Annotated in this window: 28 protein-coding genes; 17 read left to right on the forward strand and 11 right to left on the reverse strand. The window is 68.5% G+C overall.

Going from position 1 to position 24,414, the window contains the following annotated elements; all coding sequences use genetic code 11:
• Positions 1 to 112: 112 nt before the first annotated feature.
• Entirely contained in the window at positions 113 to 235 is a 123-nt protein-coding gene (locus tag ACFY2X_RS38270) for a hypothetical protein (protein WP_389947971.1), read from the reverse strand.
• A gap of 185 nt (positions 236 to 420) precedes the next feature.
• Here ACFY2X_RS38270 and ACFY2X_RS38275 point away from each other — a divergent pair, with 185 nt between their 5' ends.
• The 4 genes from ACFY2X_RS38275 to ACFY2X_RS38290 all read left to right on the forward strand — a co-directional run bounded on the left by ACFY2X_RS38275 (position 421) and on the right by ACFY2X_RS38290 (position 3,209).
• Positions 421 to 954 carry a DUF6221 family protein gene (locus ACFY2X_RS38275; protein ID WP_389947972.1) on the forward strand — a complete coding sequence of 178 codons (534 nt, stop codon included), beginning with the start codon at positions 421 to 423 and terminating at the stop codon, positions 952 to 954.
• A complete protein-coding gene (locus ACFY2X_RS38280; protein WP_389947973.1) occupies positions 951 to 1,379 on the forward strand; it encodes a hypothetical protein in 429 nt (142 codons plus the stop codon). The genes ACFY2X_RS38275 and ACFY2X_RS38280 overlap by 4 nt, the downstream gene beginning before the upstream one ends.
• A gap of 879 nt (positions 1,380 to 2,258) precedes the next feature.
• Entirely contained in the window at positions 2,259 to 2,594 is a 336-nt protein-coding gene (locus ACFY2X_RS38285; protein WP_389948014.1) for an SSI family serine proteinase inhibitor, read from the forward strand.
• Between the two features lie 177 nt (positions 2,595 to 2,771).
• Positions 2,772 to 3,209, forward strand: coding sequence for a hypothetical protein (locus ACFY2X_RS38290; RefSeq protein WP_389947974.1), 438 nt, complete (start codon positions 2,772 to 2,774; stop codon positions 3,207 to 3,209).
• Between the two features lie 531 nt (positions 3,210 to 3,740).
• Here the strand turns inward: ACFY2X_RS38290 and ACFY2X_RS38295 are convergent.
• Positions 3,741 to 4,295: a TetR family transcriptional regulator gene (locus tag ACFY2X_RS38295; RefSeq protein ID WP_389947975.1), complete on the reverse strand. Its 555-nt coding sequence runs from the start codon at positions 4,293 to 4,295 to the stop codon at positions 3,741 to 3,743.
• 97 nt (positions 4,296 to 4,392) lie between these two features.
• On the opposite strand from ACFY2X_RS38295, the gene ACFY2X_RS38300 reads away from it, so the two are divergent.
• Entirely contained in the window at positions 4,393 to 4,794 is a 402-nt protein-coding gene (locus ACFY2X_RS38300; RefSeq protein ID WP_389947976.1) for a nuclear transport factor 2 family protein, read from the forward strand.
• A 170-nt stretch (positions 4,795 to 4,964) separates the two neighbouring features.
• Here the strand turns inward: ACFY2X_RS38300 and ACFY2X_RS38305 are convergent, their stop codons facing one another.
• Entirely contained in the window at positions 4,965 to 5,117 is a 153-nt protein-coding gene (locus ACFY2X_RS38305) for a hypothetical protein (RefSeq protein ID WP_389947977.1), read from the reverse strand.
• A 100-nt stretch (positions 5,118 to 5,217) separates the two neighbouring features.
• Between ACFY2X_RS38305 and holA the strand changes: the two genes are divergently transcribed.
• Positions 5,218 to 6,201 (forward strand): DNA polymerase III subunit delta, encoded by a 984-nt coding sequence (holA, locus tag ACFY2X_RS38310; protein WP_389947978.1) that lies wholly within the window; start codon positions 5,218 to 5,220, stop codon positions 6,199 to 6,201.
• A 37-nt stretch (positions 6,202 to 6,238) separates the two neighbouring features.
• Here the strand turns inward: holA and ACFY2X_RS38315 are convergent, their stop codons facing one another.
• Positions 6,239 to 7,132 (reverse strand): EamA family transporter, encoded by an 894-nt coding sequence (locus tag ACFY2X_RS38315; protein WP_389947979.1) that lies wholly within the window; start codon positions 7,130 to 7,132, stop codon positions 6,239 to 6,241.
• Positions 7,133 to 7,206: 74 nt separating this feature from the next.
• Here ACFY2X_RS38315 and ACFY2X_RS38320 point away from each other — a divergent pair, with 74 nt between their 5' ends.
• Positions 7,207 to 7,695: a MarR family winged helix-turn-helix transcriptional regulator gene (locus ACFY2X_RS38320; RefSeq protein WP_389947980.1), complete on the forward strand. Its 489-nt coding sequence runs from the start codon at positions 7,207 to 7,209 to the stop codon at positions 7,693 to 7,695.
• 554 nt (positions 7,696 to 8,249) lie between these two features.
• Here ACFY2X_RS38320 and rpsT read toward each other — a convergent pair.
• Together rpsT and ACFY2X_RS38330 are read right to left on the reverse strand one after the other, a co-directional pair.
• Entirely contained in the window at positions 8,250 to 8,522 is a 273-nt protein-coding gene (gene rpsT, locus ACFY2X_RS38325) for a 30S ribosomal protein S20 (RefSeq protein WP_389947981.1), read from the reverse strand.
• Positions 8,523 to 8,670: 148 nt separating this feature from the next.
• Positions 8,671 to 9,615, reverse strand: a complete 945-nt coding sequence (locus ACFY2X_RS38330) for a hypothetical protein (RefSeq protein WP_389947982.1) — start codon at positions 9,613 to 9,615, stop codon at positions 8,671 to 8,673.
• Between the two features lie 131 nt (positions 9,616 to 9,746).
• Here ACFY2X_RS38330 and lepA point away from each other — a divergent pair, with 131 nt between their 5' ends.
• The 3 genes from lepA to hemW all read left to right on the forward strand — a co-directional run bounded on the left by lepA (position 9,747) and on the right by hemW (position 13,752).
• Positions 9,747 to 11,588, forward strand: a complete 1,842-nt coding sequence (gene lepA, locus ACFY2X_RS38335; protein ID WP_389947983.1) for a translation elongation factor 4 — start codon at positions 9,747 to 9,749, stop codon at positions 11,586 to 11,588.
• A 168-nt stretch (positions 11,589 to 11,756) separates the two neighbouring features.
• Positions 11,757 to 12,392 (forward strand): MOSC domain-containing protein, encoded by a 636-nt coding sequence (locus ACFY2X_RS38340; protein WP_389947984.1) that lies wholly within the window; start codon positions 11,757 to 11,759, stop codon positions 12,390 to 12,392.
• A gap of 148 nt (positions 12,393 to 12,540) precedes the next feature.
• Positions 12,541 to 13,752 carry a radical SAM family heme chaperone HemW gene (hemW, locus tag ACFY2X_RS38345; protein WP_389947985.1) on the forward strand — a complete coding sequence of 404 codons (1,212 nt, stop codon included), beginning with the start codon at positions 12,541 to 12,543 and terminating at the stop codon, positions 13,750 to 13,752.
• On the opposite strand, the gene ACFY2X_RS38350 is transcribed toward hemW, so the two are convergent.
• Genes ACFY2X_RS38350 through ACFY2X_RS38360 form a run of 3 tightly spaced genes read right to left on the reverse strand, consistent with a single transcriptional unit; the run spans position 13,753 to position 15,968 of the window.
• Entirely contained in the window at positions 13,753 to 14,331 is a 579-nt protein-coding gene (locus ACFY2X_RS38350; protein WP_389947986.1) for a DUF4870 domain-containing protein, read from the reverse strand. It abuts the gene before it with no gap.
• Between the two features lie 23 nt (positions 14,332 to 14,354).
• The gene (locus tag ACFY2X_RS38355; protein ID WP_389947987.1) at positions 14,355 to 15,170 is read right to left on the reverse strand and encodes a DUF3097 domain-containing protein; all 816 of its coding nucleotides are present in this window, start codon (positions 15,168 to 15,170) and stop codon (positions 14,355 to 14,357) included.
• A gap of 57 nt (positions 15,171 to 15,227) precedes the next feature.
• On the reverse strand, positions 15,228 to 15,968 hold the full coding sequence (locus tag ACFY2X_RS38360) for a hypothetical protein (RefSeq protein WP_389947988.1): 741 nt from the start codon (positions 15,966 to 15,968) through the stop codon (positions 15,228 to 15,230).
• A gap of 183 nt (positions 15,969 to 16,151) precedes the next feature.
• On the opposite strand from ACFY2X_RS38360, the gene hrcA reads away from it, so the two are divergent.
• From hrcA to ACFY2X_RS38375, 3 genes are all read left to right on the forward strand, one after another.
• Complete coding sequence (gene hrcA / locus ACFY2X_RS38365; RefSeq protein WP_389948015.1) at positions 16,152 to 17,165, forward strand: heat-inducible transcriptional repressor HrcA; 1,014 nt, start codon at positions 16,152 to 16,154, stop codon at positions 17,163 to 17,165.
• 12 nt (positions 17,166 to 17,177) lie between these two features.
• A complete protein-coding gene (gene dnaJ, locus ACFY2X_RS38370) occupies positions 17,178 to 18,317 on the forward strand; it encodes a molecular chaperone DnaJ (protein ID WP_389947989.1) in 1,140 nt (379 codons plus the stop codon).
• A gap of 66 nt (positions 18,318 to 18,383) precedes the next feature.
• Positions 18,384 to 19,115: a 16S rRNA (uracil(1498)-N(3))-methyltransferase gene (locus ACFY2X_RS38375; protein WP_389947990.1), complete on the forward strand. Its 732-nt coding sequence runs from the start codon at positions 18,384 to 18,386 to the stop codon at positions 19,113 to 19,115.
• A 4-nt stretch (positions 19,116 to 19,119) separates the two neighbouring features.
• Here the strand turns inward: ACFY2X_RS38375 and ACFY2X_RS38380 are convergent, their stop codons facing one another.
• Positions 19,120 to 19,773, reverse strand: a complete 654-nt coding sequence (locus tag ACFY2X_RS38380; protein ID WP_389947991.1) for a hypothetical protein — start codon at positions 19,771 to 19,773, stop codon at positions 19,120 to 19,122.
• Complete coding sequence (locus tag ACFY2X_RS38385; RefSeq protein ID WP_389948016.1) at positions 19,770 to 20,249, reverse strand: SigE family RNA polymerase sigma factor; 480 nt, start codon at positions 20,247 to 20,249, stop codon at positions 19,770 to 19,772. Before ACFY2X_RS38385 ends, ACFY2X_RS38380 begins: the two co-directional genes overlap by 4 nt.
• 285 nt (positions 20,250 to 20,534) lie before the next feature.
• Between ACFY2X_RS38385 and ACFY2X_RS38390 the strand changes: the two genes are divergently transcribed.
• The 4 genes from ACFY2X_RS38390 to ACFY2X_RS38405 all read left to right on the forward strand — a co-directional run bounded on the left by ACFY2X_RS38390 (position 20,535) and on the right by ACFY2X_RS38405 (position 23,851).
• Positions 20,535 to 20,885 (forward strand): histidine triad nucleotide-binding protein, encoded by a 351-nt coding sequence (locus ACFY2X_RS38390; RefSeq protein ID WP_389948017.1) that lies wholly within the window; start codon positions 20,535 to 20,537, stop codon positions 20,883 to 20,885.
• Positions 20,886 to 20,976: 91 nt separating this feature from the next.
• Positions 20,977 to 22,041, forward strand: coding sequence for a PhoH family protein (locus ACFY2X_RS38395; RefSeq protein ID WP_389947992.1), 1,065 nt, complete (start codon positions 20,977 to 20,979; stop codon positions 22,039 to 22,041).
• A 14-nt stretch (positions 22,042 to 22,055) separates the two neighbouring features.
• Positions 22,056 to 22,538, forward strand: a complete 483-nt coding sequence (gene ybeY, locus ACFY2X_RS38400) for an rRNA maturation RNase YbeY (RefSeq protein WP_389947993.1) — start codon at positions 22,056 to 22,058, stop codon at positions 22,536 to 22,538.
• Complete coding sequence (locus ACFY2X_RS38405) at positions 22,535 to 23,851, forward strand: hemolysin family protein (protein WP_389947994.1); 1,317 nt, start codon at positions 22,535 to 22,537, stop codon at positions 23,849 to 23,851. The genes ybeY and ACFY2X_RS38405 overlap by 4 nt, the downstream gene beginning before the upstream one ends.
• Positions 23,852 to 24,414 lie beyond the last annotated feature (563 nt).

Below are 24,414 nucleotides of genomic sequence, written 5' to 3' on the forward strand. Positions count from 1 at the left end.
TTCACCGCTCGGAGTTCTTCGTGCCCTGCCGTAATGCCTGGTTGTGTACGGCGGGACGCCTGGCTGGTCGTGTACGGCGGGTGGTTGCTCGTGGGCGGTGGTTGAGAGTGCGTCACAGTTCGCCGTACCGGTGCCGGGGCCCGGCGGCACGCTCGCGCTGGATCTGGGCGTCCAGCTGGGCTGGATGCGCATCGAGCAGCCGTTCGATTTGATACTGCAGAATGTGCATGTTCACCTGTACCCACCTCCGCGCACAAAGGTGTGCGCCGACGCTTGGACGCCCTTGCCGTACTGGAGCGCTTTAGAGTGGTGGCGGGACAACGATGAAGGGAAGCCGGTGCGTTTCGCTCTGCGTCACACCCACCCCGGCTGTCGGCTTCGGACCTTCTGTTATCCCGTCCCGGCGGGACAGGTCACCTCATGAACGAAATGCTGACCTGGCTGCGCGCCACCATCGAAGGCGATCTCGCCGCAGCGCTCCGAGCGTCCAACCGGCTGCCCGGCCACTCCGAACGGCGCGGCGCGGCGCTGGGCATCGAGCATGATGGTGCCAAGCCCGAAGAGGTCACCGTCTGGCCGACGCAGGCCGAGCGCTGGGCCGCCGAACCAGACTCGCCGGCGGGCGGAAAGGTCGTGGTGGCCTCCCGATCGGCTCGACGTCGAGAGGCCGCCGCCTCGGACGATCCAGCGACGCTGGCGCACATCGCCATCCACGATCCCCAGGACACCGTCGCCCGCTGCATGGCCGAGCTCGCCGAGCTGAACGAGCTCAAGGCTATGCCGCACCACGGGTGGGACAACCGGCCTCCGTACGGGTGCCCCATGGTCAGACCCGATGTCTGGGCAGACCCGGTCTGTACGTGCGGCCGGGACGCCTTCGTGAACCGGATGATCGGCATCAAGGCGTACGGCTACCGCCACCGTCCGGGCTGGCAGGAAGGATGGGCGCGGTGAGCGCCGGAGGCGACGCCGTGTGGATCGTGGACATCGAGGGCACCCTCGCCCTGCGGGGCGACCGGGGCCCTTACGAGTGGGACCGCGTAGGGGAGGATCTTCCGAACCCTCCCGTCGTCGCGATCGTCCGGGCACTCATCCTGGCCGGTCACCCGATCGCCTACGTGTCAGGCCGGATCGAGAGGACTCGCCGGGTCACGGAACGCTGGCTGCGGGCCCACGTCGGGCACTTCGACGCCGCCGAAGGACTGTGGCTGAGGCAGAACGGCGACCGGCGCCCCGACACCGTCTGGAAAGCCGAGGTCTACCGGGAGCATTTCGCCCACCGGGAGGTCGCCGCGGTCATCGAGGATTGGGCAAGGGTCGTGGCGATGTGGCGAGCCCTCGGGCTCACCGTGGTTCAGGTCGCCGAAGGGAACTACTGACGAGTCGGCCCATGCCGCCTGTCGTGCGGAGCGGTGGCCGTAGGCGGCGGTGAAGGCCGCTCTCACCCTCGCGGCGACCGCGTTCGTCACCGTGTCTGCCCTTGCCGGCGTGTTCACCGCCATCGGCGCCTGGCTCAGTACGGCGAGCCGCTGAGACCGGCCACTGGCTGATTTTCCAGCAAGGGGCGGCGTAGATCGGGCGGTACGCGCGGCCGCGCGAGGCGGGCCAGGCACGGCCTGGCCTGGACTGGCATAGGGAACGGCACGCCACCCGGCCCGGTGGGGTGCTCAATGGCGGCAGGTCTCCGCGGATCGGGTTGTCGAGGCCCTTGTATCCAGGGATGTGACGGCGGTCAAGTCCCGGGGGCGCGGCGCGGCGGCGGCCAAGTTGTGACCTATCTCACCATAACGAGAAAGGGTCAGTGAGGATGGCTGACCGATCAAAATCCTTGCGTATGCCCCTGCCGGTTTCCGGCGGAGGTATGACCTGGGCCGCCGTGGTGAAATCGAACTTTATTCGGGAGCGTGACACGTCTTTACGGTCACATGGCATGCTTGTAAAGAAACTTTGTTTCCATTGAATCATCAACGAGTTGGCCGATTGAGGACAGTTGTCGAGTTGCTTGATGAATATTCTCGTTCTAGCATCGCAAAGGCGAAAGGATCTATGGCCTACCGGCCGGCGGATCCTCGAACCTTTCCTCCGCGGATGAGGCGTCAACCACAGACCTGTCGCCTCGTCGCGCCGAATACCGCGACCGCGGTAAGCATTCATTGGAGGCATTCATGCAAATTCCACGACCCATTAACGGTCGTATCGGGCGACTTTCCGTGGTCGCCGCGGCGAGTCTGGTGTCGCTGCTCGGTGCCGCACCGGCCATGGCCGCCCCCTCCGCGTCGTCCCACCCCGTCGGCTCGTATGTCCTCACGGTGACTCCCGAGGGAAGTACGCAACCGCTCGGGACGGCGACTCTGGCGTGCGACCCGGACGGCGGCACGCACGTCAACTCGACGACGGCCTGTGACCAGCTCCGTCGCGCCGGCGGCAGGATCGGGAGAATTCCCGAGGATCCCGGCATGTGCACCCGGGAATATGCCCCGGTCCGTCTCTCCGCCACTGGAACCTGGAACGGCCGGAAAATCCGATACGAGCGGACATATCCGAACCGGTGCACGGCGGTTCGTGCCACCGGAGGCGTTCTCTTCGCTTTCTGAGCCGCAGCCGATCGTAAACACGGAACATCTTCCCGGTAATTCTCTCGTTGCCGATGTGTAAACAAATTGACTCCCGTGAATGGCGTTGTTATCACTTTACGACGCCCTGAATCGGGTTGTCAGAGAATTGCATCGGTGAAATCCGAAACGCTCCACACCCGTGGAAAGGACATATTCATGTTGAAGCGCGTGGCCGTTGCGGCCATCGTGGCGGCGATGGCGGCGGGCCCGGCGGTGGCCTGGGCCGAGACTTCGGCGCCGACCGTGACCGTCCGCTCAGCGGCGATGATCAGCTACGAGAAGTCGGGTGGCTTCGCTGGAATTCGCCAGAGCATCACGATAGGTCAGTACGGCGAGGCCCACGTGGCCGCCGCCGCCACGACCGCCGACTTCCAGCTCACCGACGAGGAGTTCCGCTCCCTGCGCCGCAGGCTCGGCAACGTCTCGACGTGGAGCTCCTCGTCGGCGGGTTGTGACGTCGCCGATCACTTCACCCGCACCCTGAGCTACCGCGGCCGGCAGGCCACCCGCTGCCACGAGCTGCCCTCCGACTGGCGATCTGCGACCACCCAGCTTGAGGGACTGATCGCCAGTCACCTCACGGGCCCCTCGTAAACCTGCGGTCACTGAACCGTGCCAGGGCGGCCGGATAGCCGTCGCTGACGGGACCGGCAAGGGTCCGTTGCCGACGGTCAAGTCCGGCGATCCTTCACCACGGTCGTGGCCGGTGCACGCGGAGTGACCTCCGTGGCGAGACGGTGAGCGTATTCTCCCCCGTCACCGTGGCGAGCTCGCCGGTTCGCGACCCGCTGGGCTGCCCGCGCCGATAGAGTGCCTGTCGTCCTCGGTTCGGGGGAGTCGAGGACCCAGCTTCAATCGCCCCGATGGGGTGAGCTGTCGGCGCGGGCTTAGACTCCGGAGCCGAGAAGGCTCCGCCGTTCTCGGTGAGAACGTTGATGAATCCGCCCCGTCGCGTCGAGCGGCGGGGTGGAGAGCCGTTCAAGAAGAGGCGTCAAGGAGAGGCGGGGCGCACGCGGGGGATCTCCGGCCGGTCAGGTGCGGAGCCCGGCCGAACGCGTCGCGACCATGACGAACGCGACCATGACGAAGACGTGTCGCGACCGAACACATCGTGGCCATGAGACGTCATGCGGTGTCCTGCAGGAGCGCGAGCAGGCAGGGGCGGATAAGACGGTCGATCTCCTCCCGGGAGGCTTCGCGCAGGGGATCGAGTTCGAGCAGCTGATGGCCGATGGTGACACCGAGCATGATCGATGACACCAGCGCCGCACGCAGCCGGGAGTCGGCCCCGGGAAGTGCCGTGCCGATCTGATCGATCTGCCTGCCGAGCGAGGCCCTGGCCGAGGCGGTCGCGTCGGAGTTGGTGAGCATCGAGCGCATCATCGCCAGCGAGGCAGGGGGGAGGCCGCTCAGCTTCGCGCCGAGCGTCTCCAGCATCCGCTCGACGAGCTCCCCCGGCTCCGCGGCGCCCTCCGGCGCGGGAGAGGCCTGGATGGCCTGGTTGAACAGCTCCTGCTTGGACTCGAAATACTGCATGACAAGGGCCGGATCGACACCGGCCATTCCGGCGACGGCCCTGATGGTCGTGCGATCGAAGCCCCGCTCGGCGAACAGCAGGCGCGCCGCCTCAAGGATGCGCTGCTCGGAACGGCGACGCCGTTCGGCCCGGGAGAGGTTCATGCGGGGACTCTACAGCCGTTGACTCAAGAGATCGCGATCCATACACTCAACGCTCGTTGAGTGATTGCTCAACGAGCGTTGAGTGAATGGAGTGGTCATGCAGATCCCGGACATCGTCACCCGCTATCACGACGCGATGCATCGCAAGTCGGCCGATGCTCTCGCCGATCTCTACGCTGAGGATGCCGTCCACGAGTTCCCCTTCGCCTTTCCCGGCCTGCCGCCCCGATTCGAGGGCCGGGAGGAGATCCGCGCCGGCTACCGGGCCATATGGGATGCGAGCCCGGCACAGGTGGAGGAGATTCGCGACGTGGTCACATACGAGACCACGGATTCCGAGGTGATAGTCGTCGAGCACGAGGTGCTGGGCACCGTGGCCACCACCGGCGGCCGGTTCCGGGTGCCCGGCCTGTTGATCCTCCGAGTCAGGAACGGACACATCGTCCACTGCCGTGACTATATGGACGCCACCGGGGTGGCCCAAGCGCGAAGCGCCTGACCGCCATGCCGGACCCTCGGCGCATCCGGCGTGACGCGAGACCGGTGTGCGCCGCCACCTGAGTCGCGCGGTGGCTCGCTCCACCACGTCGCGCCGCCTGCGGATCTCGGCGTCGGAGGCGTACGGCGGGCCCGCGCGTCGCCCGCGACCCCAGCACCGCGATCGCCCCGCTAGACCGAGGCCTTGGCCGGGCGGCGGAACTCGGTGTTCACATCGGCGGCGTAGAACGAACGGCCGCAGGGAGCGCATCGATACATGATGGGACCCTCGTCGAGGGTCGTTCCGCAGTGCGGGCAGGCATGACGGCAGGTAACGGAGTTCATCGAGGTTTCACCTCCTTTGGCTGCTCCAAGAGTGCCCCACGTCGCCTGCATTCCGATTGCGAATGGCTTGCTGATTGCGATTCGGTCACCGGTACGTGGCATGCTGCTGGACATGGCGGCAACCGATCCAGCACCCGTGACCTTGGTACTCGGCGATGAGGAACTGCTGGCCGACCGGGCGGTGGGCGAGGCGATCGCGGCGGTGCGGGCGGCGGACCCGAACGCCGAGGTGCACGATCTGACCGGCGGGAAGGTGGAGCCGGGGGAGCTGACCCGGCTGACCTCGCCGTCGTTGTTCGGCGACAGGTCGGTGGTGGTGATCCGCTCGGCTCAGGACCTCGTCAAAGAGGTCATCACCGAGATCGTCTCCTACACCTCTCATCCGGCGGAGGACACCGTGCTGGTCCTCGCCCACCCCGGCGGGGTCAAGGGGAAGGCCCTGGTCGACGGGGTCAAGAAGGCGGGCGCTCATGTGGTCACCGTCACCAAGATCACCAAACCGGCGGAACGGCTCGCGTTCATCAAGGCTGAGCTGAAGCGTGCCGGGCGGACCATCGGTGCCGACGCGGCCGGTGCCCTGCTCGACGCGGTGGGCAACGACCTCAGGGAGCTCGCCGCCGCCTGCAGCCAGCTCGCCTTCGACACGCCGGGCAAGGTCATCGACGAGGCCGCCGTCGCCCGCTACCACCGGGGCCGGGCGGAGGTGAGCGGGTTCACCGTGGCCGATTCGGCCGTTGAGGGTCGTCTGGGTGACGCTCTGGAGCAGCTTCGCTGGGCCCTGGCCACGGGGACGGCTCCCGTGTTGCTGGTGAGCGCGGTCGCCGGAGGCTTGCGCTCGCTGGCCAAGGTGGGCGGCGCTCCGCGAAACCTGCGAGGCGGGCAGCTCGCCAGCCATCTTGGGATGCCGCCCTGGAAGATCGACCGGGTCCAGCGGCAGCTGAACGGCTGGGGTCCCGATGGCATCGCCCGCGCGCTCCAAGCCACCGCGGCCGCTGACGAGCAGGTCAAAGGCGGTGGCGCCGACCCTGCCTACGCGCTGGAGCACATGATCCAGACCGTCGTCGCCAGCCGTACCGGCCGTTAGGCGACCCGCTGCGTAGGTGAGAATCCGCGAACAGACCCTAGGCGGGCTGCGGGGACGGGGTGGTGCGGGGGCGCCGGAGTGAGGGGAGCTGGCCGAGGACGGTCGCGGAGAGGGCGAGAACGAAGCCGGTGAGCTGGAGTGGGCTCAGGGACTGGCCGAGGACGGCCCAGCCGAGCAGCGCGGCGGTGAGCGGGCTGAGGGTGCCGAGCAGGGAGACCTGGAAGGCGGGCAGCCGGGTGATGCCGCGGAACCACAGGGTGTAGGCGGCGGCTGTGCCGACGAGACCCAGCCAGAGGTAACCGCCGATGGCGGCCGCGTCCAGCGCGGGCGGCATCCCCTCGACGGTGAGGGCTATCGGGGCGATCATCAGACCGCCGGCGGTGAGCTGCCAGCCGGTGAGGGCCAGATCGCCCACGCCCGAGGGCTTTCCCCAGGCGCGGGTGAGGACGACCCCGCTGGCCATGCCCACCGCGGCGATGAGGCCCGCGACGACGCCGATGGTGTCGAGAGCGGCGTTGGCCTTGAGCACGACGAGGGAGACGCCGACCGCGGCCGCGATCCCGGCGAGGACGCGATGGATCGGGACGGTCTCGCGAAGCACGGCACGGGTGAGCCCGGCGACGATAAGCGGCTGGACGGCGCCGAGCACCCCGGCGACGCCGCCGGGCAGCCGGTAGGCGGACAGGAAGAGCAGGGGGAAGAACATGCCGATGTTCAGTGCGCCCAGCACCGGGGCCCGCCACCACCAGCTGCCCCTGGGAAGCGTCCGGGTCACGGCGATCAGGAGCAGCCCGGCGGGAAGCGCGCGGAGTAAGGCGGTGAGCAGCGGGCGACCCGGGGGGAGCAGCTCGGTGGTCACGATGTAGGTGGTGCCCCAGACCGTGGGGGCGAAGGCGGTGGCGGCTATCAGGGCAAGGCGCGGGGCGAACATGGGACTCCTTAAAACAAACTCAACAGCAAGTAACTTAGCACTAAGTTATTTACCGTCAAGCTATGCTTGTGGCCATGACAGAGGACCCGGTTGACCGGATCATGGGGCAGTGGCGGAAAGAGCGGCCCGATCTGGAGCCGTCACCTATGGGGATCTTCGGGCGGATCTACCGGATCTCCCGGCTCATGGCGGATCGCATGGAGGAGGTGTACGGGGCGTACGGCCTGAACAGGGGCGAGTTCGACGTGCTCGCCACGCTTCGCCGGGCCGGTGAGCCGTACACGCTGTCGCCCAAGGCGCTGACCGCCACGCTCATGCTGACCTCGGGCGGCATGACGGGACGGCTCGATCGGCTGGAGCGCGCCGGGCTGCTCGCCCGTACTCCCGACCCCGACGACCGCCGGGCGCTGCGCGTCAGCCTGACGGCCGAAGGGCTCCGGGTCATCGACCAGGCCGTGGTCGCGGGGCTGGAGCCTCAGCACGAGGCGCTGGCCGCGCTGTCCGAGAAGGACCGCGAGCGTCTCGGTGACCTGCTCAGGGATCTGCTCGGCGAGTTGGATTAGCCCTGTCCGCGGCCCGCGGGAGGCTCTGCCTGGCGGCCTGCGGGAGGCCCGGACCGGTTGCCGCCGTGCGGATCAAGGGATCGCCGTACGGTTCCCGCCCGCCGCGAGCGACGCTCCAGACGGGCGGCCTCGCAGGGATGCGGGAGTCGCCGCGAGCCATGCCCGCGGCCGTGGACCTGATCTTCGAAGCCCGCGGCGAACACGCATCGACTTCTCGCCACCGAAGCCGAGATCAAGCTCGGGCCTGCGGCGAACGTGGCGATCGCGGCGAACCGGAGCCTGCATGGCGTCTTCGCGGGGCGGGGTGCCATATGGGCGCCGCGCGGGACGGCGGGAATCCGCGGGGCACTTCCCGCCCCAGCCGGGAGTTTCTGCTGGGTGCGCGGGAGCGGTGCGGTGGGTGACGCGGGGCGGTCTGACAGCGGAGTGGTGCGCTGGGCCAGCGTGGAGTGGTGCGCTGGGCCGGCGCGGAGTGGCGCGGCGGCGGAGCCATATGGCGGGTAACGCGGAAACGCCGCACCCCATGAGGGGTGCGGCGTCCGGAAGAACCTGGATTACTTCGCGGCCGACAGGGCGACGACGCGCTGGGCGATCGCCGACTTGCGGTTGGCGGCCTGGTTCTTGTGGATCACGCCCTTGCTGGCAGCCTTGTCCAGCTGACGGGAGGCGGCGCGCTGGAGCGCGACAGCCTCTTCGACGTTGCCCTGGTCGGCGGCCTCGCGGAACTTGCGGATCGCCGTCTTCAGGGACGACTTGACAGCCTTGTTGCGCAGCCGGGCCTTCTCGTTCTGCCGGTTGCGCTTGATCTGGGACTTGATGTTCGCCACGAAGAAGCCTCGGTGAATGTCGTTGGAGTGGGGCGCGCGGGCAGAGAGGGCGCGCCACACGCAGTTGAACAGGCTACCAACTGTCCGGAGGGTCGCTCAAATCGACTTGCAGGACAGAAGGATGCCTGATCAGTTTACCGTGTTGTCCTCACGGGCGGTACCAGAACTGGTCGTACTCCTTCCAGTCTTCCGCCGTGGCCGCGAAGTCGACGTAGAGCGCCAGCCCGAACCGCTCGCGAGGCTTGCCGTGAGCGGTCAGCGCCAGCCGCGCGCCCTCGGCGGCGGTCGCGACGCTCTCCGCCGCGTCGCCCCACGATATGCCGTGATCGTGATAGGCGGGTGCGCCGATCAGCACGGTTTTCTCCTCGGGCACGAGTTCCAGTGCGAGGGTGCCCTGCCGTACGACATAGCCCCCGTAGAGCAGCTCGGAGGGGAGATAGGAGTCGTAGGTCATGATCGCCACCTGGTCGGTGAGGGCCGCCACCTGACGGAAGTAGTCGGGTGACCAGTACTTGTCGTGGCTGATGGCCGTGCGCACGATCGGGCGGGTCAGCGGGAACGGCTCGATCTGCGGGGTCGAGGTGGAGAGCAGGCCGTCGCCGACGAGCTGGCGGGTCCGGGTCAGCAGGTCCAGGAACGCGGTGTCGCCGTCTCCCAGCGGCTCGAAGTTGTAGTGCACGCCGTCGAAGCCGAGCGCCATGATGTCGCGCACGCCGTCCAGCACGCGCTGCCTGGAGGCTGGATCATCGAGATCCAGGAAGCCGTCGACCTTCTGGCCGAGCCAGGCCGACACCCGGACCTTCGGCAGCTCGGCACGCCACCACTTCAGGAAATTTCCGGCGTTGGAGTGCTTTGTAGCGGGCAGCGATCCATCGGAGTCGAACGGGCCCGAGTGGACGTACACGTCTCTGATGCCCGTCTTGCGCAGTCGCGCGGCCAGATTCCTCACGTCGGCGGCGCTCTTGCGGCCGTCGACCCACGCGTGTCCCAGCCACAGGGCGTCGTGACCGGTGGTCTTCGCCCACGGAGCGGGTGTCCCGGTAAACTGCAGCGTGAGGGTGGCCGCGGCCACCCCGGGAAGTATAAGGATCACGGCCGCCACCATCGCGAGAAACCGCAGGCCGCGCCGTGCTCTGGTCCGGGCAATCACCCGGACATGTCACCATGGAAGACGGCTGGTATGCCAGTCGTAGATCGTCGTCAATCCCGTCGAAACGGACACCGGTGCGCATTCAGCCTGGCCAGACCGATCCCGCGGTGATCCGCAATTTCTGCATCATCGCGCACATCGACCACGGCAAGTCCACGCTTGCCGACCGTATGCTGCAGATCACCGGCGTGGTCGACGACCGCTCCATGCGCGCTCAGTACCTCGACCGGATGGACATCGAGCGCGAGCGCGGCATCACCATCAAGTCGCAGGCGGTCCGGCTGCCGTGGCAGGTGGACGGCACCGACTACGTCCTCAACATGATCGACACTCCCGGGCACGTGGACTTCACCTACGAGGTCTCCCGCTCGCTCCAGGCGTGTGAGGGTGCGATCCTGCTGGTCGACGCCGCGCAGGGGATCGAGGCGCAGACTCTGGCCAACCTCTACCTGGCCATGAACAACGACATGACGATCATCCCGGTGCTCAACAAGATCGACCTTCCCGCCGCCCAGCCGGAGAAGTACGCCGCGGAGATCGCCCACCTCATCGGCTGCGAGCCGGAGGACGTGCTGAAGGTCTCCGGCAAGACCGGCGTGGGCGTCCGGGAGCTGCTCGACCACGTCGTGCAGAACATCCCGGCCCCGGTCGGCGACGCCGACGCGCCCGCCCGTGCGCTGATCTTCGACTCCGTCTACGACACCTACCGCGGCGTGGTCACCTACGTCCGGGTCATGGACGGGCACCTGGGCAAGCGCGAGCGCATCCAGATGATGTCCACCGGCGCGGCCCACGAGACCCTGGAGATCGGGGTCATCTCGCCCGAGCCGAAGGTCGCGGACAAGGGTCTGGGCGTCGGCGAGGTGGGCTATCTGATCACCGGCGTGAAGGACGTCCGCCAGTCGCGGGTCGGTGACACGGTCACCTCCGGCGCGCGTCCGGCCACTGAGCCGCTCAGCGGCTACGAGCACCCTAAACCCATGGTGTTCTCGGGCCTGTATCCGATCGACGGCGACGACTACCCCGAGCTCCGTGAGGCGCTGGACAAGCTTCAGCTCAACGACGCCGCCCTGATCTACGAGCCGGAAACCTCCGCGGCCCTCGGCTTCGGGTTCCGCTGCGGATTCCTCGGCCTGCTCCACATGGAGATCGTCCGTGAGCGCCTGGAGCGGGAGTTCAACCTCTCGCTCATCTCCACCGCGCCCAACGTGATCTATCGAGTGATCATGGAAGACGGCAAGGAGGTCGTCGTCACCAACCCCTCGGAGTTCCCGACGGGCAAGGTCGACAAGGTCTTCGAGCCGATGGTGAAGGCGACCGTGCTGGTCCCGTCGGAGTTCATCGGCGCCATCATGGAGCTCTGCCAGAACCGCCGGGGCAACCTCCAGGGCATGGACTACCTGTCGGAGGACCGCGTCGAGATCCGCTACACCATGCCGCTCGGCGAGATCATCTTCGACTTCTTCGACCAGCTCAAGTCCCGCACGCGTGGTTACGCATCCCTCGACTACGAGCCCTTCGGCGAGCAGGAGTCCGAGCTGGTGAAGGTCGACATCCTGCTGCAGGGCGAGGCCGTGGACGCCTTCAGTGCCATCGTCCACAAGGACAAGGCCTACGGCTACGGCGTCGAGATGGCCAAGAAGCTCCGCGAGCTCATCCCGAGACAGCAGTTCGAGGTGCCGATCCAGGCCGCCATCGGCGCCCGCGTCATCGCCCGTGAGAACATCCGCGCCATCCGCAAGGACGTCCTCGCCAAGTGCTACGGCGGTGACATCTCCCGTAAGCGCAAGCTGCTGGAGAAGCAGAAGGAAGGCAAGAAGCGGATGAAGATGGTCGGCCGCGTCGAGGTGCCCCAGGAGGCCTTCGTCGCCGCGCTGTCCACCGAGTCGTCCTCCGCCGACAAGACCAAGAAGTAGGTTTCCGCACGCGAGCCTGCGCCGCGGAGGAAGCGGGCCCCTCGTGTGCCCGGCCGGTGCCATGGCGTGCCGGCCCGGGTGGGCGGGCGGAGCCGGGAACGGTCCGAGCGGGCGGAGCCGGGAATATCGGCTGGCTGTGCGGTCGAGGCGTCGGATACCGTCACACTCATGCGTATTCTCGCCGTGAACGTGGGCCGGGCTGTCGACGCCGAGTGGGCGGGAGATCTCAAGCGCACCGCGATCGACAAGTCCGCCGTGGACGGCCGCGTCGCGGTGGGGGAGAACGGCCTGGCGGGTGACGAGCGGGCCGACACGAAGCACCACGGCTCGCTCGACCACGCGGTCTACTCCTACGCCCGCGAGGACTACGACTGGTGGCAGGGCGAGCTGGGCCGCGACCTGCGCAACGGCCAGTTCGGCGAGAACCTCACGACCGAGGGGCTCGACGTCAACGGCGCGAAGATCGGCGAGCGCTGGCGGATCGGCACCGCCCTCCTGGAGGTCACGGGCCCGCGGGTGCCGTGTGTGGTGTTCCGCAACTGGCTCGACGAGCGGGGCTGGGTCAAGCGCTTCACCCAGGTCGGCCGGGTCGGTGCCTATCTGCAGGTGATCGAGCAGGGCGAGCTGGGCCGCGGCGACGCCGTCGAGATCGTCTCCCGCCCGGACGACAGCGTCACGGTCACCGAGTCCTTCCGCGCCTACCACGGAGACAAGGACCTGATGCGCCGCCTGCTCGCCTACCCCGGCCACCCCGCCCTGTGGGACGAGGTCGCCGAGCGGGTCCTGCGGGTAGGGGCGAAGTAGCGGGTCCTGCGGGTGGGGCCGAAGCAGGTGGGCGGGTTCTGCGGGCGGGCCGGGCGGGTCCTGCGGATCTCGCGGGTGGGCTTTCCGCCGAGCGTGTGCCCGGTCCCGTCGTTCCGGGCATCGCGGCGGGAGCGGCAGACTTGGTGTCGTGCCATCCACTCTTCCCGACGGCGATCCCGTACCGGCCTCGGGCCGGCTCCCCGGCAGCGCGCTCCGCGGGCTCGGCGAGCGGCCCTTCGGTTTCTACGTCCACGTGCCCTTCTGCGTGACCCGCTGCGGTTACTGCGACTTCAACACCTATACGGCGTCCGAGCTCGGTCCCGGCGCCTCGCACAAGGACTATGCGGACACCGCCATCGACGAGGTACGGCGGGCGCGTGCCAACCTCGGTGACGTGGACCTTCCGGTCGAGACCGTGTTCTTCGGCGGAGGCACGCCGACCCTGCTGCCCGCGGGGGACCTGGTCCGCATCCTGGGCGCGATCGAGGCGGAGTTCGGGCTCGCCCCGGACGCCGAGGTGACCACCGAGGCCAACCCCGAGTCCGTGGACCCGGCCTACCTGGCCGAGCTGCGCCGCGGCGGGTTCACCCGGATGAGCTTCGGCATGCAGAGCGTCCGCGAGCACGTGCTCGAGGTGCTGGACCGCCGGCACACTCCGGGCCGGCCCGCGCGTGCCGTACGGGAGGCCAAGGAGGCCGGGTTCGACCACGTCAACCTGGATCTGATCTACAGCACGCCGGGAGAGAGCGACGACGACTGGCGGGCCTCGCTGGCCGCGGCGATCGAGGCCGGGCCCGACCATGTGTCGGCCTACTCGCTGATCGTGGAGGACGGCACCAGGCTGGCGGCCAGGATCCGGCGCGGTGAGCTCCCGATGCCCGACGACGACGTGGCCGCCGACCGCTACCTCATCGCCGACGCCATGCTCGCCGAGGCCGGGTTCGAGTGGTACGAGGTGTCCAACTGGGCGACCTCGGAGGCCGGGCGCTGCCGGCACAACCTGCTCTACTGGACCGGCGGCGACTGGTGGGGGGTCGGTCCCGGCGCGCACAGTCACGTCGGCGGCACCCGGTGGTGGAACGTCAAGCACCCGGCGGCCTACGCCCAGCGCCTGGCCTCCGGCGTCTCGCCGGCGCACGCGCGCGAGGTGCTGACCGCGGAGGACAGGGCGGTGGAGCGGCTGATGCTGGAGCTCAGGCTCACCCAGGGCTTCCCTCTCAAGGAGATCGACCGGCCGCCGGTGATCGCCCAGGCGCTGGCCGACGGCCTGCTGGAGGTGGAGCCCTTCAAGGCGGGCCGCGCCGTGCTGACGTTGCGCGGCCGCCTCCTGGCCGACGCCCTGGTGCGCGACCTGACGTGATCAGCTGACGAAGCGGATGTTCATCGGATAGCGGTAGTTCTCACCGCGGTTGGACGCGATGGCGCCGATGACCATGAAGACAATCGAGGCTATCCAGACCAGGAACATCAGGAGGAAGCCGATCAGCACGAACGCCAGAATCCAGCAGACGAAGTAGGCGATCAGCAGGGTGAGCTGGAAGTTGAGCGCCTCGGCCGCCTGACTCCGAACATAAGGAGACTCGTCCTTCTTCGCGAGATATATCACCAGCGGCCCGACGAACGAGGTCAGCAGGCCCAGCAGATGGGCGAGCATGGCCAGGGTGGTGTCGTCACTGCCCGGCCGAGGGCCGTACGCCCCCGGCTGTCCCTGGAATCCGTAGCCGGGCGGGGGATACGGGCTCTGCGGGCTCCCCGGCCGGCCGTCCTGGTAGCCGTAACCGTAGCCGTACGAACCGTACGACGAGGCGGAAGGGGGCGGGGCGGGCGGCGAGTCGTCCTGGCCGGGCGTGGCGAAGCCGGGCGAGGGTGGCCGGTCGGCCCGCCGGGTCTGGTCGTCGCCCGCGCTCTCGGGCCGCGGATCCTCGGGATTGACGCTCATGGCCCCTCCTGATGGGTGCGGGGTTAGTCATCCTCGCTGGGAACAGTCACGAAGTCGATCAATTCCTCCACCGGGCCGAGAAGTTCCGGCTCCAGATCGGCGTATGTGGTGACCGACCCGAGAATGCGCCGCCATGCGTCGGCAGGTTCCAGGTGCCAGCCCAGGGCGGTGATGACCCCTTCTTTCCAGGGTACGCCGCGCGGAACCGCCGGCCAGGAGGAAATCTTCAGCACCGACGGCTTGACCGCCTGCCAGATGTCCACGAACGGATGCCCCACGATGAGCACGTCCGGGGAGGAGACCTGGGCGGCGATCCGGCTCTCCTTCGAGCCGGGGACCAGGTGGTCCACGAGCACGCCCAGACGGCGGTCCGGGCCCGGCTCGAACTCCTCGACGATCGCGGGCAGGTGGTCGACCCCTTCGAGGTATTCCACGACCACGCCCTCCACCCGCAGGTCGTGACCCCACACCTTCTCCACGAGCGCGGCGTCGTGCGCGCCTTCCACGTAGATCCGGCTCTCTCTGGCCACCCGGGCCCGCAGACCCTCCACCGCGATGGAGCCGGAGGCGGAACGCCTCGGACCCCGTGGTCCGGCGGCGGGCCGTACCAGCGTCACGACTTTGCCTTCCAGGAGGAACGCGGCGGGCTCCAGCGGGAACACCCGCCGCCGCCCGAAGCGGTCCTCCAGGGTGACGGCCTCCTTGTCGCAGGCCACCACGGCGCCGCAGAAGCCGCCGTCGGCGTCTTCCACGACCAGGTCGAGCTCCGCGGGAACCTGAGGGATCTTCCCCTTGAGGGGACGCCGCCAGTTTCCCGCCAGCACATCACGTTCGTACATCGCCGACCGCCCACCATCTCTCGCCAGGGATCAAGTGGACGCTAGCAAAGGCCGCGATCACCTGCCGTACGGACTCGGCTGTCCCCACTGCGCGGCGGCCGCGGCGGCCTGGCGCTTGCGGGCCCCGCTCCGCTTCACCAGCACGACGATCGTCACGACGACGGCCAGCAGGAAGCCCGCACCCGGCACCGCGACCAGTGCGACCGCCCCGCCCACGACCGAGCCGGGGTCGATCTCCTTGCCCACGCCGAACCTGGCGTTCGCCCCTTCGGTGGTGCAGGTGAGCTTGTAGTCGCCGGCCTTGTCCACCCCCACCCGCAGGCCCAGCTCCCAGGCGACGCCGTCGGTGGAGGCGACGGTCTGCTGCCCGCGCGGCTGCTGGAGCCTGGCCGGTGCGGGTCCGTCCTGCAGCTCGCACGTGAACTCGGTGCGCCCGCTGGTGGCGACGTAGATGGCGGGGTTGTCGGCCGGATCGAGCGAGACCGTCACCGTCTGGCCCGAGCCGAACGTCTCGGTGGGCGCGGCGTCGGTGACCGCGCTGAAGATGCCGCCGACGAAGCCGCCGAAGCCGACGATCACGCTGAGCACGAAGACGAGCCAGGCGCTGACGATCCAGCCGACGCTGGGTTTGATCTTCGGCGCGGGCGGCGGCCCCTGGGGCGCGCCGTAACCGCCGGGCGCGTAGCCCGGGGGAGGACCGGCCTGGTACGGCTGGCCGTAGGGCTGCTGGGGCGCACCGTAGCCACCGGGCGCGTGCGAGGATGCATCGCCTGAGGGGGAGACGAAATCGTTGGACATGACGGGAATTGTGTCGGTTACCGCTTGTACGGCGATAGCAGTTGACTTGACGGCGGCTTGGTCCCATCATCCTGCCGCCGCGTTATCGCACCTTGTGGGCAAGAGCCGTACACTTGGCACTCGGGAACACAGAGTGCCAGCACCGGTGGTTTCCTGTTCGGTGCGGGCAAGGAGGTGAGCGCGTTGGTCGACGATCGCAAGCTGGCGGTGCTTCGCGCCATCGTCGAGGACTATGTGTCAACCAACGAGCCGGTAGGCTCCAAGGCTCTCGTGGAGCGGCACAACCTGGGAGTTTCACCCGCGACCATCCGCAATGACATGGCGGTGCTGGAGGAGCAGGGCTACATCGCCCAGCCTCACACCAGCGCCGGCCGAGTGCCCACGGACAAGGGCTATCGGCTGTTCGTCGACAGGCTCTCGCAGGTGAAGCCGCTGTCGGGTGCCGAGAAGAGGGCCATCGAGACCTTCCTGGCCGGCGCGGTGGACATCGACGACGTCGTGACACGCACGGTGCGGCTGCTGGCACAGCTCACCCGCCAGGTCGCCGTGGTGCAATACCCCACGCTGAGCAACTCCACGGTCCGGCATGTGGAGCTGGTCCCGTTGAGCGAGCGCAGGCTGATGTTCGTGCTCATCACCAACACGGGGCGGGTCGAGCAGCGCGTGATCGAGCTGCCCGACGTGGTGGACGACAATCGCATCGCCCATCTGCGGGCGACTCTCAACGCCTGCCTGGACGGCTGCGGGCTGGTCAACGTCCCGGACATGGTCGCCGACCTGCCCGACCGCCTTCCGGTCGACGATCGGCCGTTCGCGGCCACGGTCCTGTCGGTGTTGTTGGAGTCCCTCGTGGACCGGCATGATGAGAAGATCGTTTTTGCCGGGGCGGCCAATCTCGCGGGAGCCGACTTCACCGTCGGGCTCCGCGACGTGCTGGAGGCCCTGGAAGAGCAGGTCGTGCTCATGCGCCTGCTCGGCGAGACGTCGGACCTTTCGGCGCTGACGGTGCGGATCGGCTCGGAGAACCCCTACACAGGTCTCCAGGGCACGTCGATCGTCGTCGCCGGATACGGTTCGGGAGGCAAACAACTGGCCCGGCTTGGTGTGCTGGGTCCGACACGAATGGACTACCCGGTCACGATGGGCGCGGTGCGCGCGGTGGCACGCTACGTCAGCCAGATCCTGGCTGCATCCTAAGAGGTCAACTAAGTGGCTAAGAGCGACTACTACGGCACCCTCGGGGTACGCCGCGACGCCAGTGCGGAAGAAATCAAGAAGGCATACCGTCGCCTGGCGCGCGAGCTGCATCCCGACGTGAATCCCGATCCTGAGACCCAGGAGCGGTTCAAGGAGATCACTCAGGCCTATGAGGTCCTGTCCGATCCCAACAAGCGACAGATGTACGACATGGGTGCCGACCCGTTCGCCTCGGGCGCCGGCGCCGGCGCGGGGGGCTTCGGCGCGGGCTTCCCGTTCAGCGACATCATGGACGCCTTCTTCGGCGCGGCCGGCGGCGGTGGCCGCGGTCCGCGGTCGCGTGCTCGCCGGGGCCGTAACGCCACCATCCGGGTCGAGCTCGACCTGCGCGAGTCGGCCTTCGGCACCACGCGCGAGCTGGTCGTCGACACCGCCGTGCTCTGCGAGGTTTGCACGGGCTCAGGCGCCGCGGCCGGCACCCACCCCGAAACCTGCGACATGTGCCATGGCCGCGGTGAGGTCTCCCAGGTCACCCGGTCCTTCCTCGGCCAGGTCATGACCTCCCGCCCCTGCCCCCAGTGCGGTGGATTCGGCTCGATCATCCGTAACCCCTGCCAGGAGTGCTCCGGCGACGGCCGGGTCCGCACCCGGCGGACCATCAAGGTCCGCATCCCGGCCGGTGTGGAAGACGGCACCCACATCCAGCTCGCCGGCGAAGGTGAGATCGGCCCGGGCGGGGGCCCGCCCGGAGACCTGTTCCTGGAGATCGTCGAGCGTCCGCACGAGATCTTCGAGCGCCGCGGCGACGATCTGCACTGCACCGTGCAGATTCCGATGACCGCGGCCGCGCTCGGCACCTCCCTGACCATGGAGACGCTCGACGGCATGGAGCAGCTGGACGTACGGCCCGGCACCCAGTCCGGGCAGACCATCCCGCTCTACGGCCGAGGCGTCCAGCGTCTCAACGAGACCGGCCGTGGCGACCTGCTGATCCACGTCAACGTGGAGACCCCCGCCCGCCTCGACCCGGCTCAGGAGGAGCTCCTGCGCGAGCTCGCCAAGCTCCGCGGCGAGGAGCGCCCGCCGGGTAAGTTCGCCCCCGGCCAGCAGGGGTTCTTCTCCCGTCTGCGAGATGCGTTCAATGGCCGCTGACGGCAGGCGTTCACCGGTCGCCCGGCCGGCGGCCCGCAGGCCGGGCCGGCACGTCTCCGGCCGCCGATGACGGTTCCGGTCTTCCTGGCCGATCCGGCCGACCTGGCTCGGGCGGAGTTCACGCTCGGCGGCCCCGAGGGACGCCACGCGGCGGCCGTACGGCGGTTGCGGGCCGGAGAGCGGCTCGATCTGACCGACGGCGCGGGCGCCGTGGCCGAGTGCGTGGTGCGGGACGCGGGAAAGGACTCGCTCCGCGTCGAGGTGCTGCGCCGCTACGACGTGCCCGCGCCGCGGCCTCGTCTGGTCGTGGTTCAGGGACTGCCCAAGGGCGATCGGGGCGAGCTGGCCGTGGAGATGATGACCGAGGCCGGTGTCGACGCGATCGTGCCCTGGGCCGCGGCCCGGTGCGTCACCCAGTGGAAGGGCGAACGGGCGGCCAAGTCGCTGGCCCGCTGGCGGTCCACGGCGCGGGAGGCGGGCAAGCAGGCTCGGCGATTCCACCTGCCCGAGGTGACCGATCTCGCGACCACGGCGAAGGTCGCCGCACTGCTGTCGGCCGCCTCACTGGGCATCGTGCTGCACGAGGAGGCGGCCTCACCCCTCTCCACCCTGGAGCTTCCCGGCGCCGGTGACATCGTCGTGGTGGTCGGTCCCGAAGGCGGGGTGGGTGAGGAGGAGATCGCCGCGTTCCGGGAGGCGGGAGCCGTACCGGCGCTGCTCGGGCCGACGGTGCTGCGCACCTCGACGGCCGGGGTGGCCGCGGCGGCGGTGCTCCAGACGCGCACCGGCCGCTGGTGACCCGCTAACCGTTGTTGGAGGTGACGGTCGTCGCCTCCGTCGGCGTCGGGAGCGGTTCGTCCGGCGGTGCGCACCCGTCGGCCGGGCACGGGCTCTCCGTGTGGGCGGTGGACTCCGTCGGCGTCGGGGTGGACCGGGGCTTGCAGTCCTTGGGGTTCTCCTCGGGCTCGACCGTCGTCTCCTCACCGGGAGCCGTGGGGCAGGTGGGCGAAGGCGTGGGCTTCGCCGTCGGTGTTGGCGTCGCCGTCGGCTTCGGGGTCGGCTTCTCGCTCGGCGTCGCGGGCTTGGACTGGGTGGGGAGCGGCGCCGACGTCTCCGGCCTGGGGACGATCGGGGCCTGCTCTCCGTCGTCCACCGGGGGCCGCGAGGTGGCGGACAAGTCGGGTGGGGTCGACTTGGTGTAGTTGACCTCTCCGCTGTTGACCTGCTGGATCACCTGCTCGCGGAACTGCGGGACCATCATGACGACAGTGGCCGCCACGAGGACCGCTCCTGCGACAGAGGCTCCGGCGCGCCACCACACCAGCCCGCGGAGCCCGCGTCGTTCTATGCGAGCGCGGATGATCTCCAATCCGTCGGGGGAGGGAACGACCGAGTTCGCCTCCGCGCTGAGGGCACGGCGGAGCAGCTCGCCGTACTCGTCGGGGGACTCGGTCATGACAGTTGCTCCAGTGTGGTTCGTAGGGCGGCCATACCGCGAGCCGTGTGGCTCTTGACCGCGCCCTTGCTGATGCCCATCGCATGAGCGATCTGCGCCTCGGACATATCACCGTAATAGCGCAGGACCAATGCCTCTCGCTGGCGTGCGGGCAGACTGCGTAGTGCCTCGATGACGGCGGATCGCTCTAACTCGCCGATCGCGCCGTTCTCGGCGCTCGGCGCGTCGGGCAGTCCTTTAGGGGCGTACTTCTCGACGACCGCTCGGTGCCGGAGCACCGAGCGCGATCGGTTGACGACCGATTGGCGCAGGTAGGCGAGTGCCTTGTCGGTGTCGCGAAGCCGGCGCCAGGCGCCATGAATGGCGACGAACGCGTCTTGCACGACTTCCTCCGCGGTTGCCATGTCGCGGACGAGTAACACAGCAAGACGCACAAGAGACCGATAGTGCGCGCTGTACAGCGCGGTAACGGCCATGTCGGCGTCCCACTCGACGGGCACCGCCCCGAGCGACCTGTCGGCCACGAGGGTCTCGGTGGTCACATCAGTGGGACGCGCGGCCTTCCCAGAGGGTTTACGCTCTTCCGGTTCATTAGGGGGCATGACCCAGTCGTGTCCTCGCCAGGGGGGCCATATCGTGCGAATTGCATTGGTCTGTAGTTGTTGAAGTTTTGCATACCCACCTTATCTGGGCGGATCTTTCTTTGCGGACGATGAATCATCACCGATTGACAACGTCGCGGGCGGTAGGGTGCCTGCATGGTGAGCGAAGCCGACTGCCTGTTCTGCAAGATCGTCTCCAAGGAGATCCCCGCGAAGATCGTCTATGAGGACGATCGCACGCTGGCCTTCCGGGACGTCAATCCCCAGGCGCCGACCCATGTGCTCGTGGTTCCCAGGGAGCACTACCCGAACGCGGCGGCGCTGGCCGCGGCCGACCACGGGCTCGCCGACGACGTGCTCAAGGCGGCACACGCGGTCGCGGAGCAGGAGGGGATCGCCGACTCGGGTTACCGGCTGGTCTTCAACACCGGCCCCGGGGCCGGTCAAACCGTCTTTCACGTGCACGGGCACGTGCTCGGCGGGCGCGGTCTGACCTGGCCGCCCGGATAAAACCGGCAAGCGCGATCCCGTCGATCACGGATACGATGGCGTAGAAGTCCCACGCCGATATCTGGAGGCGAACAGGCCGAAAGGCCCGCCTATGTCCGAGACAAACGATTCCAGCAGAACGCCCCCACCGAGGTCGAAGGGTCCCAGCCGGACCCAGGCGAAGGTGGTGATTCCTGATGATCATTCGATGGTCAGCCTGCTGGGCTCGCGCGACGAGCTGCTGCGGGTCATCGAGGGCTCCTTCCGCGCCGACATCCACGTCCGTGGCAATGAGATCACCATCACCGGGAGCCCGGAGGAGAGCGGCACCGTGGTGCGCCTCTTCGAGGAGCTGATGGAGCTGGTCCGTGGGGGTGCGGAGCTCACGGCGGACGCGGTGGAGCGCAGCATCGCGATGTTGCGGATGACCTCCGACCGTCCCGCCGAGGTGCTCTCCCTCGACATCATCTCCTCGCGAGGCCGGACCATCCGGCCGAAGACCGTGAACCAGAAGCGCTACGTCGACGCGATCGACAAGCACACCATCGTCTTCGGCATCGGCCCGGCCGGCACGGGCAAGACCTACCTCGCGATGGCGAAGGCCGTGCGGGCGCTCCAGGAGAAGAAGGTCAACCGGATCATCCTCACCCGCCCGGCGGTGGAGGCGGGCGAGAGGCTCGGCTTCCTGCCCGGCACGCTCTACGAGAAGATCGATCCCTACCTGCGTCCGCTCTACGACGCGTTGCACGACATGCTCGACCCCGACTCGATCCCCCGCCTGATGGCGGCGGGCACGATCGAGGTCGCCCCGCTCGCCTACATGCGCGGCCGTACGCTCAACGACGCCTACATCATCCTGGACGAGGCGCAGAACACCTCGCCCGAGCAGATGAAGATGTTCCTGACGCGGCTGGGCTTCAACTCGAAGATCGTCGTCACCGGTGACGTCACCCAGGTCGACCTGCCGGATGGCACGCAGAGCGGCCTGAGAGTGGTGCAGGGCATCCTCGATGGCATCCCTGACATCCACTTCAGCCGGCTGACCAGTGCCGATGTGGTACGGCACAAGCTGGTGAGCGACATCGTGGACGCCTATGGGCGCTATGACGAGACGCAGCGGCAGAGCGCGCCGCAGGCGATCAAGGGCGTGGTCAAGCGTCCTCGGGGAAGAACGTGAGCGAGGAGCGACCAATGAGCATCGAGCTCCACAACGAGTCCGGCGTCGAGATCGACGAGAGGCTCATCGTCGCGCTGGCGGGGCACGTCCTGGAGCGGATGGACGTCAATCCGCTCGCCGAGCTGTCGATCCTGGTCGTGGACGAAGAGGCCATGGCGGTGCTGCACGAGCAGTGGATGGGAGAGCCCGGCCCGACGGACGTGCTCTCCTTCCCGATGGACGAGCTGCGGCCCGGCTCCGGCAGCGGAGCCCGGCAGGAGGGCGACGCACCCGCCGACCCCGCGCTCCTCGGTGACGTGGTGCTCTGCCCGCAGGTGGCCGCCAAGCAGGCCACCGAGGCCGGGCACAGCACCGAGGCCGAGCTGGAGCTGCTGTGCACGCACGGCATCCTCCATCTGCTCGGCTACGACCATGCCGAGCCCGACGAGCACAAGGAGATGTTCGGCCTCCAGGGCGAGCTCCTGGAGTCATGGCGGGAGGTGCGCCCCCAGCGGTGAACCTGGCCAATGGGTGGTTGTTCTCGGCTGTCGTCCTCGTCGTCGTCGGCGGCCTGATAGCCAGCGCGGAGACGGCCCTGACGCGCATCTCGCGGGTGCGGGCCGAGGAGTTCGTCCGTGACGGACGCCAAGGTGCACTGCGCCTGCAGATGATCGTCGCCGATCCGCCGCGCTACCTGAACCTCCTGCTGCTGCTCCGGCTGAGCTGTGAGCTGGGCGCCACGGTGATCGCCACGTTGCTCTTCATCGACTGGTTCGGTGACCAGGGCTGGGCCTACGCCGCCGCCGCGGCGGTGATGATCGTGATCAGCTACGTGATCGTCGGGGTCTCCCCGCGCACGCTGGGCCGCCAGCACGCCGAGCCGATCGCGCTCGCCAGCGCCCCCCTCGTGTATCGCCTGACCCGGATCTTCGGGCCGCTTCCCACGCTGCTCATCCTGCTCGGCAACGCCGTGACACCCGGAAAGGGCTTCAAGGAAGGGCCGTTCACCTCCGAGGCCGAGCTGCGGGACCTGGTCGATCTGGCCGAGGAGCGCAGGGTCATCGAGCCGGACGAGCGCGAGATGATCCACTCGGTCTTCGAGCTCGGGGACACCCTGGTCCGAGAGGTCATGGTTCCCCGCACCGACATGGTGTTCATCGAGCGCGGCAAGACGCTGAACCAGGCCCTGTCGCTCGCTCTGCGCAGCGGTTTCTCCCGAATTCCCGTGGTCGGCGAGAACGAGGACGACGTCATAGGCATCGCCTATCTCAAAGACATCGTGCGCAGGGTTCAGGAGGCGGGAGACGACGGCCGCGCCGCACAGGTCGAGACCATCATGCGTCCGGCCACCTACGTGCCGGAGAGCAAGCCGATCGACCAGCTCCTCCGGGAGATGCAGGCCCGCCAGATCCACCAGGCGATCGTCATCGACGAGTACGGCGGGACGGCCGGCCTGGTCACGATCGAGGACATCCTTGAGGAGATCGTGGGCGAGATCACGGACGAATACGACCAGGAGGCTCCCCGCGTGGAGCCGCTGGAGGACGGTTCGGTCCGGGTGACCTCCCGGCTCTCCGTGGACGACCTGGAGGACCTGTTCGACATCGAGCTTGAGGTGGACGACGTCGAGACCGTCGGAGGCCTGCTGGCGCACGCGCTGGGCCGCGTGCCGATCGCCGGTGCCGAGGCCGTGGTGGGAGGGCTGACCCTGACGGCGGAGAGCCTCGCCGGGCGCCGCAACCGGATCGGCACGGTTCTCGTCAGGCGGATCGCCTCGGCCGAGTCCGATTCGGCCGAAGCTCCGGAGGAGCATGACCAGAGCAGAACCTGAACGCGACCGGGCCGGAGCGGGCGGGCGGAGCTGAGCGGTGTGCCTGCCGGACTCCGGCATGAGCGTCCGGGTCCGGGCGGCGGCCTTCGAATGGAAGCGTGAGCCCCGGGCGGCAGTACGAGCATTCTGGTGCGAGCGTCGGGCGTAAGCCGCGTGGCAGCGGCGTCGGCGGAGTCGTGGGCGGATCCGGGCCGGTGGAGCGTCTTGCCAAGCGGTCCGCAAGCGGGCTGCAAGCGGCGCGTGACACTGTTTTCTCACGGCACCCGGTCGCGCGGGAGCTGGTGGGGAGGTCCTCGGAGCCGGGAGGGGTTCGCGGCGAAGGGATGGCCCCATGGGGAGAAAGAGCACGTGGGACGGCTGCTCAAAGGTCCCGTGTCGCTCGCTTAAGGGTGTCCTCGACCGCATGACGCGGATGAGGGCACCCTTACGCGTTTCCCGATGATTGCCGCTTTTTCCTGTGGGGAAGAAAGCGGATCGGCGGGGCAAGACACCTCGCACGTGACATCGGGGGATTAGTCATGACGCGGGGGATGCGAGTTGCCGTTGCGATCGCTGTCTGCGGG

Source organism: Streptosporangium sp. NPDC000396 (assembly GCF_042898655.1).
Taxonomy (GTDB): Bacteria; Actinomycetota; Actinomycetes; order Streptosporangiales; family Streptosporangiaceae; genus Streptosporangium.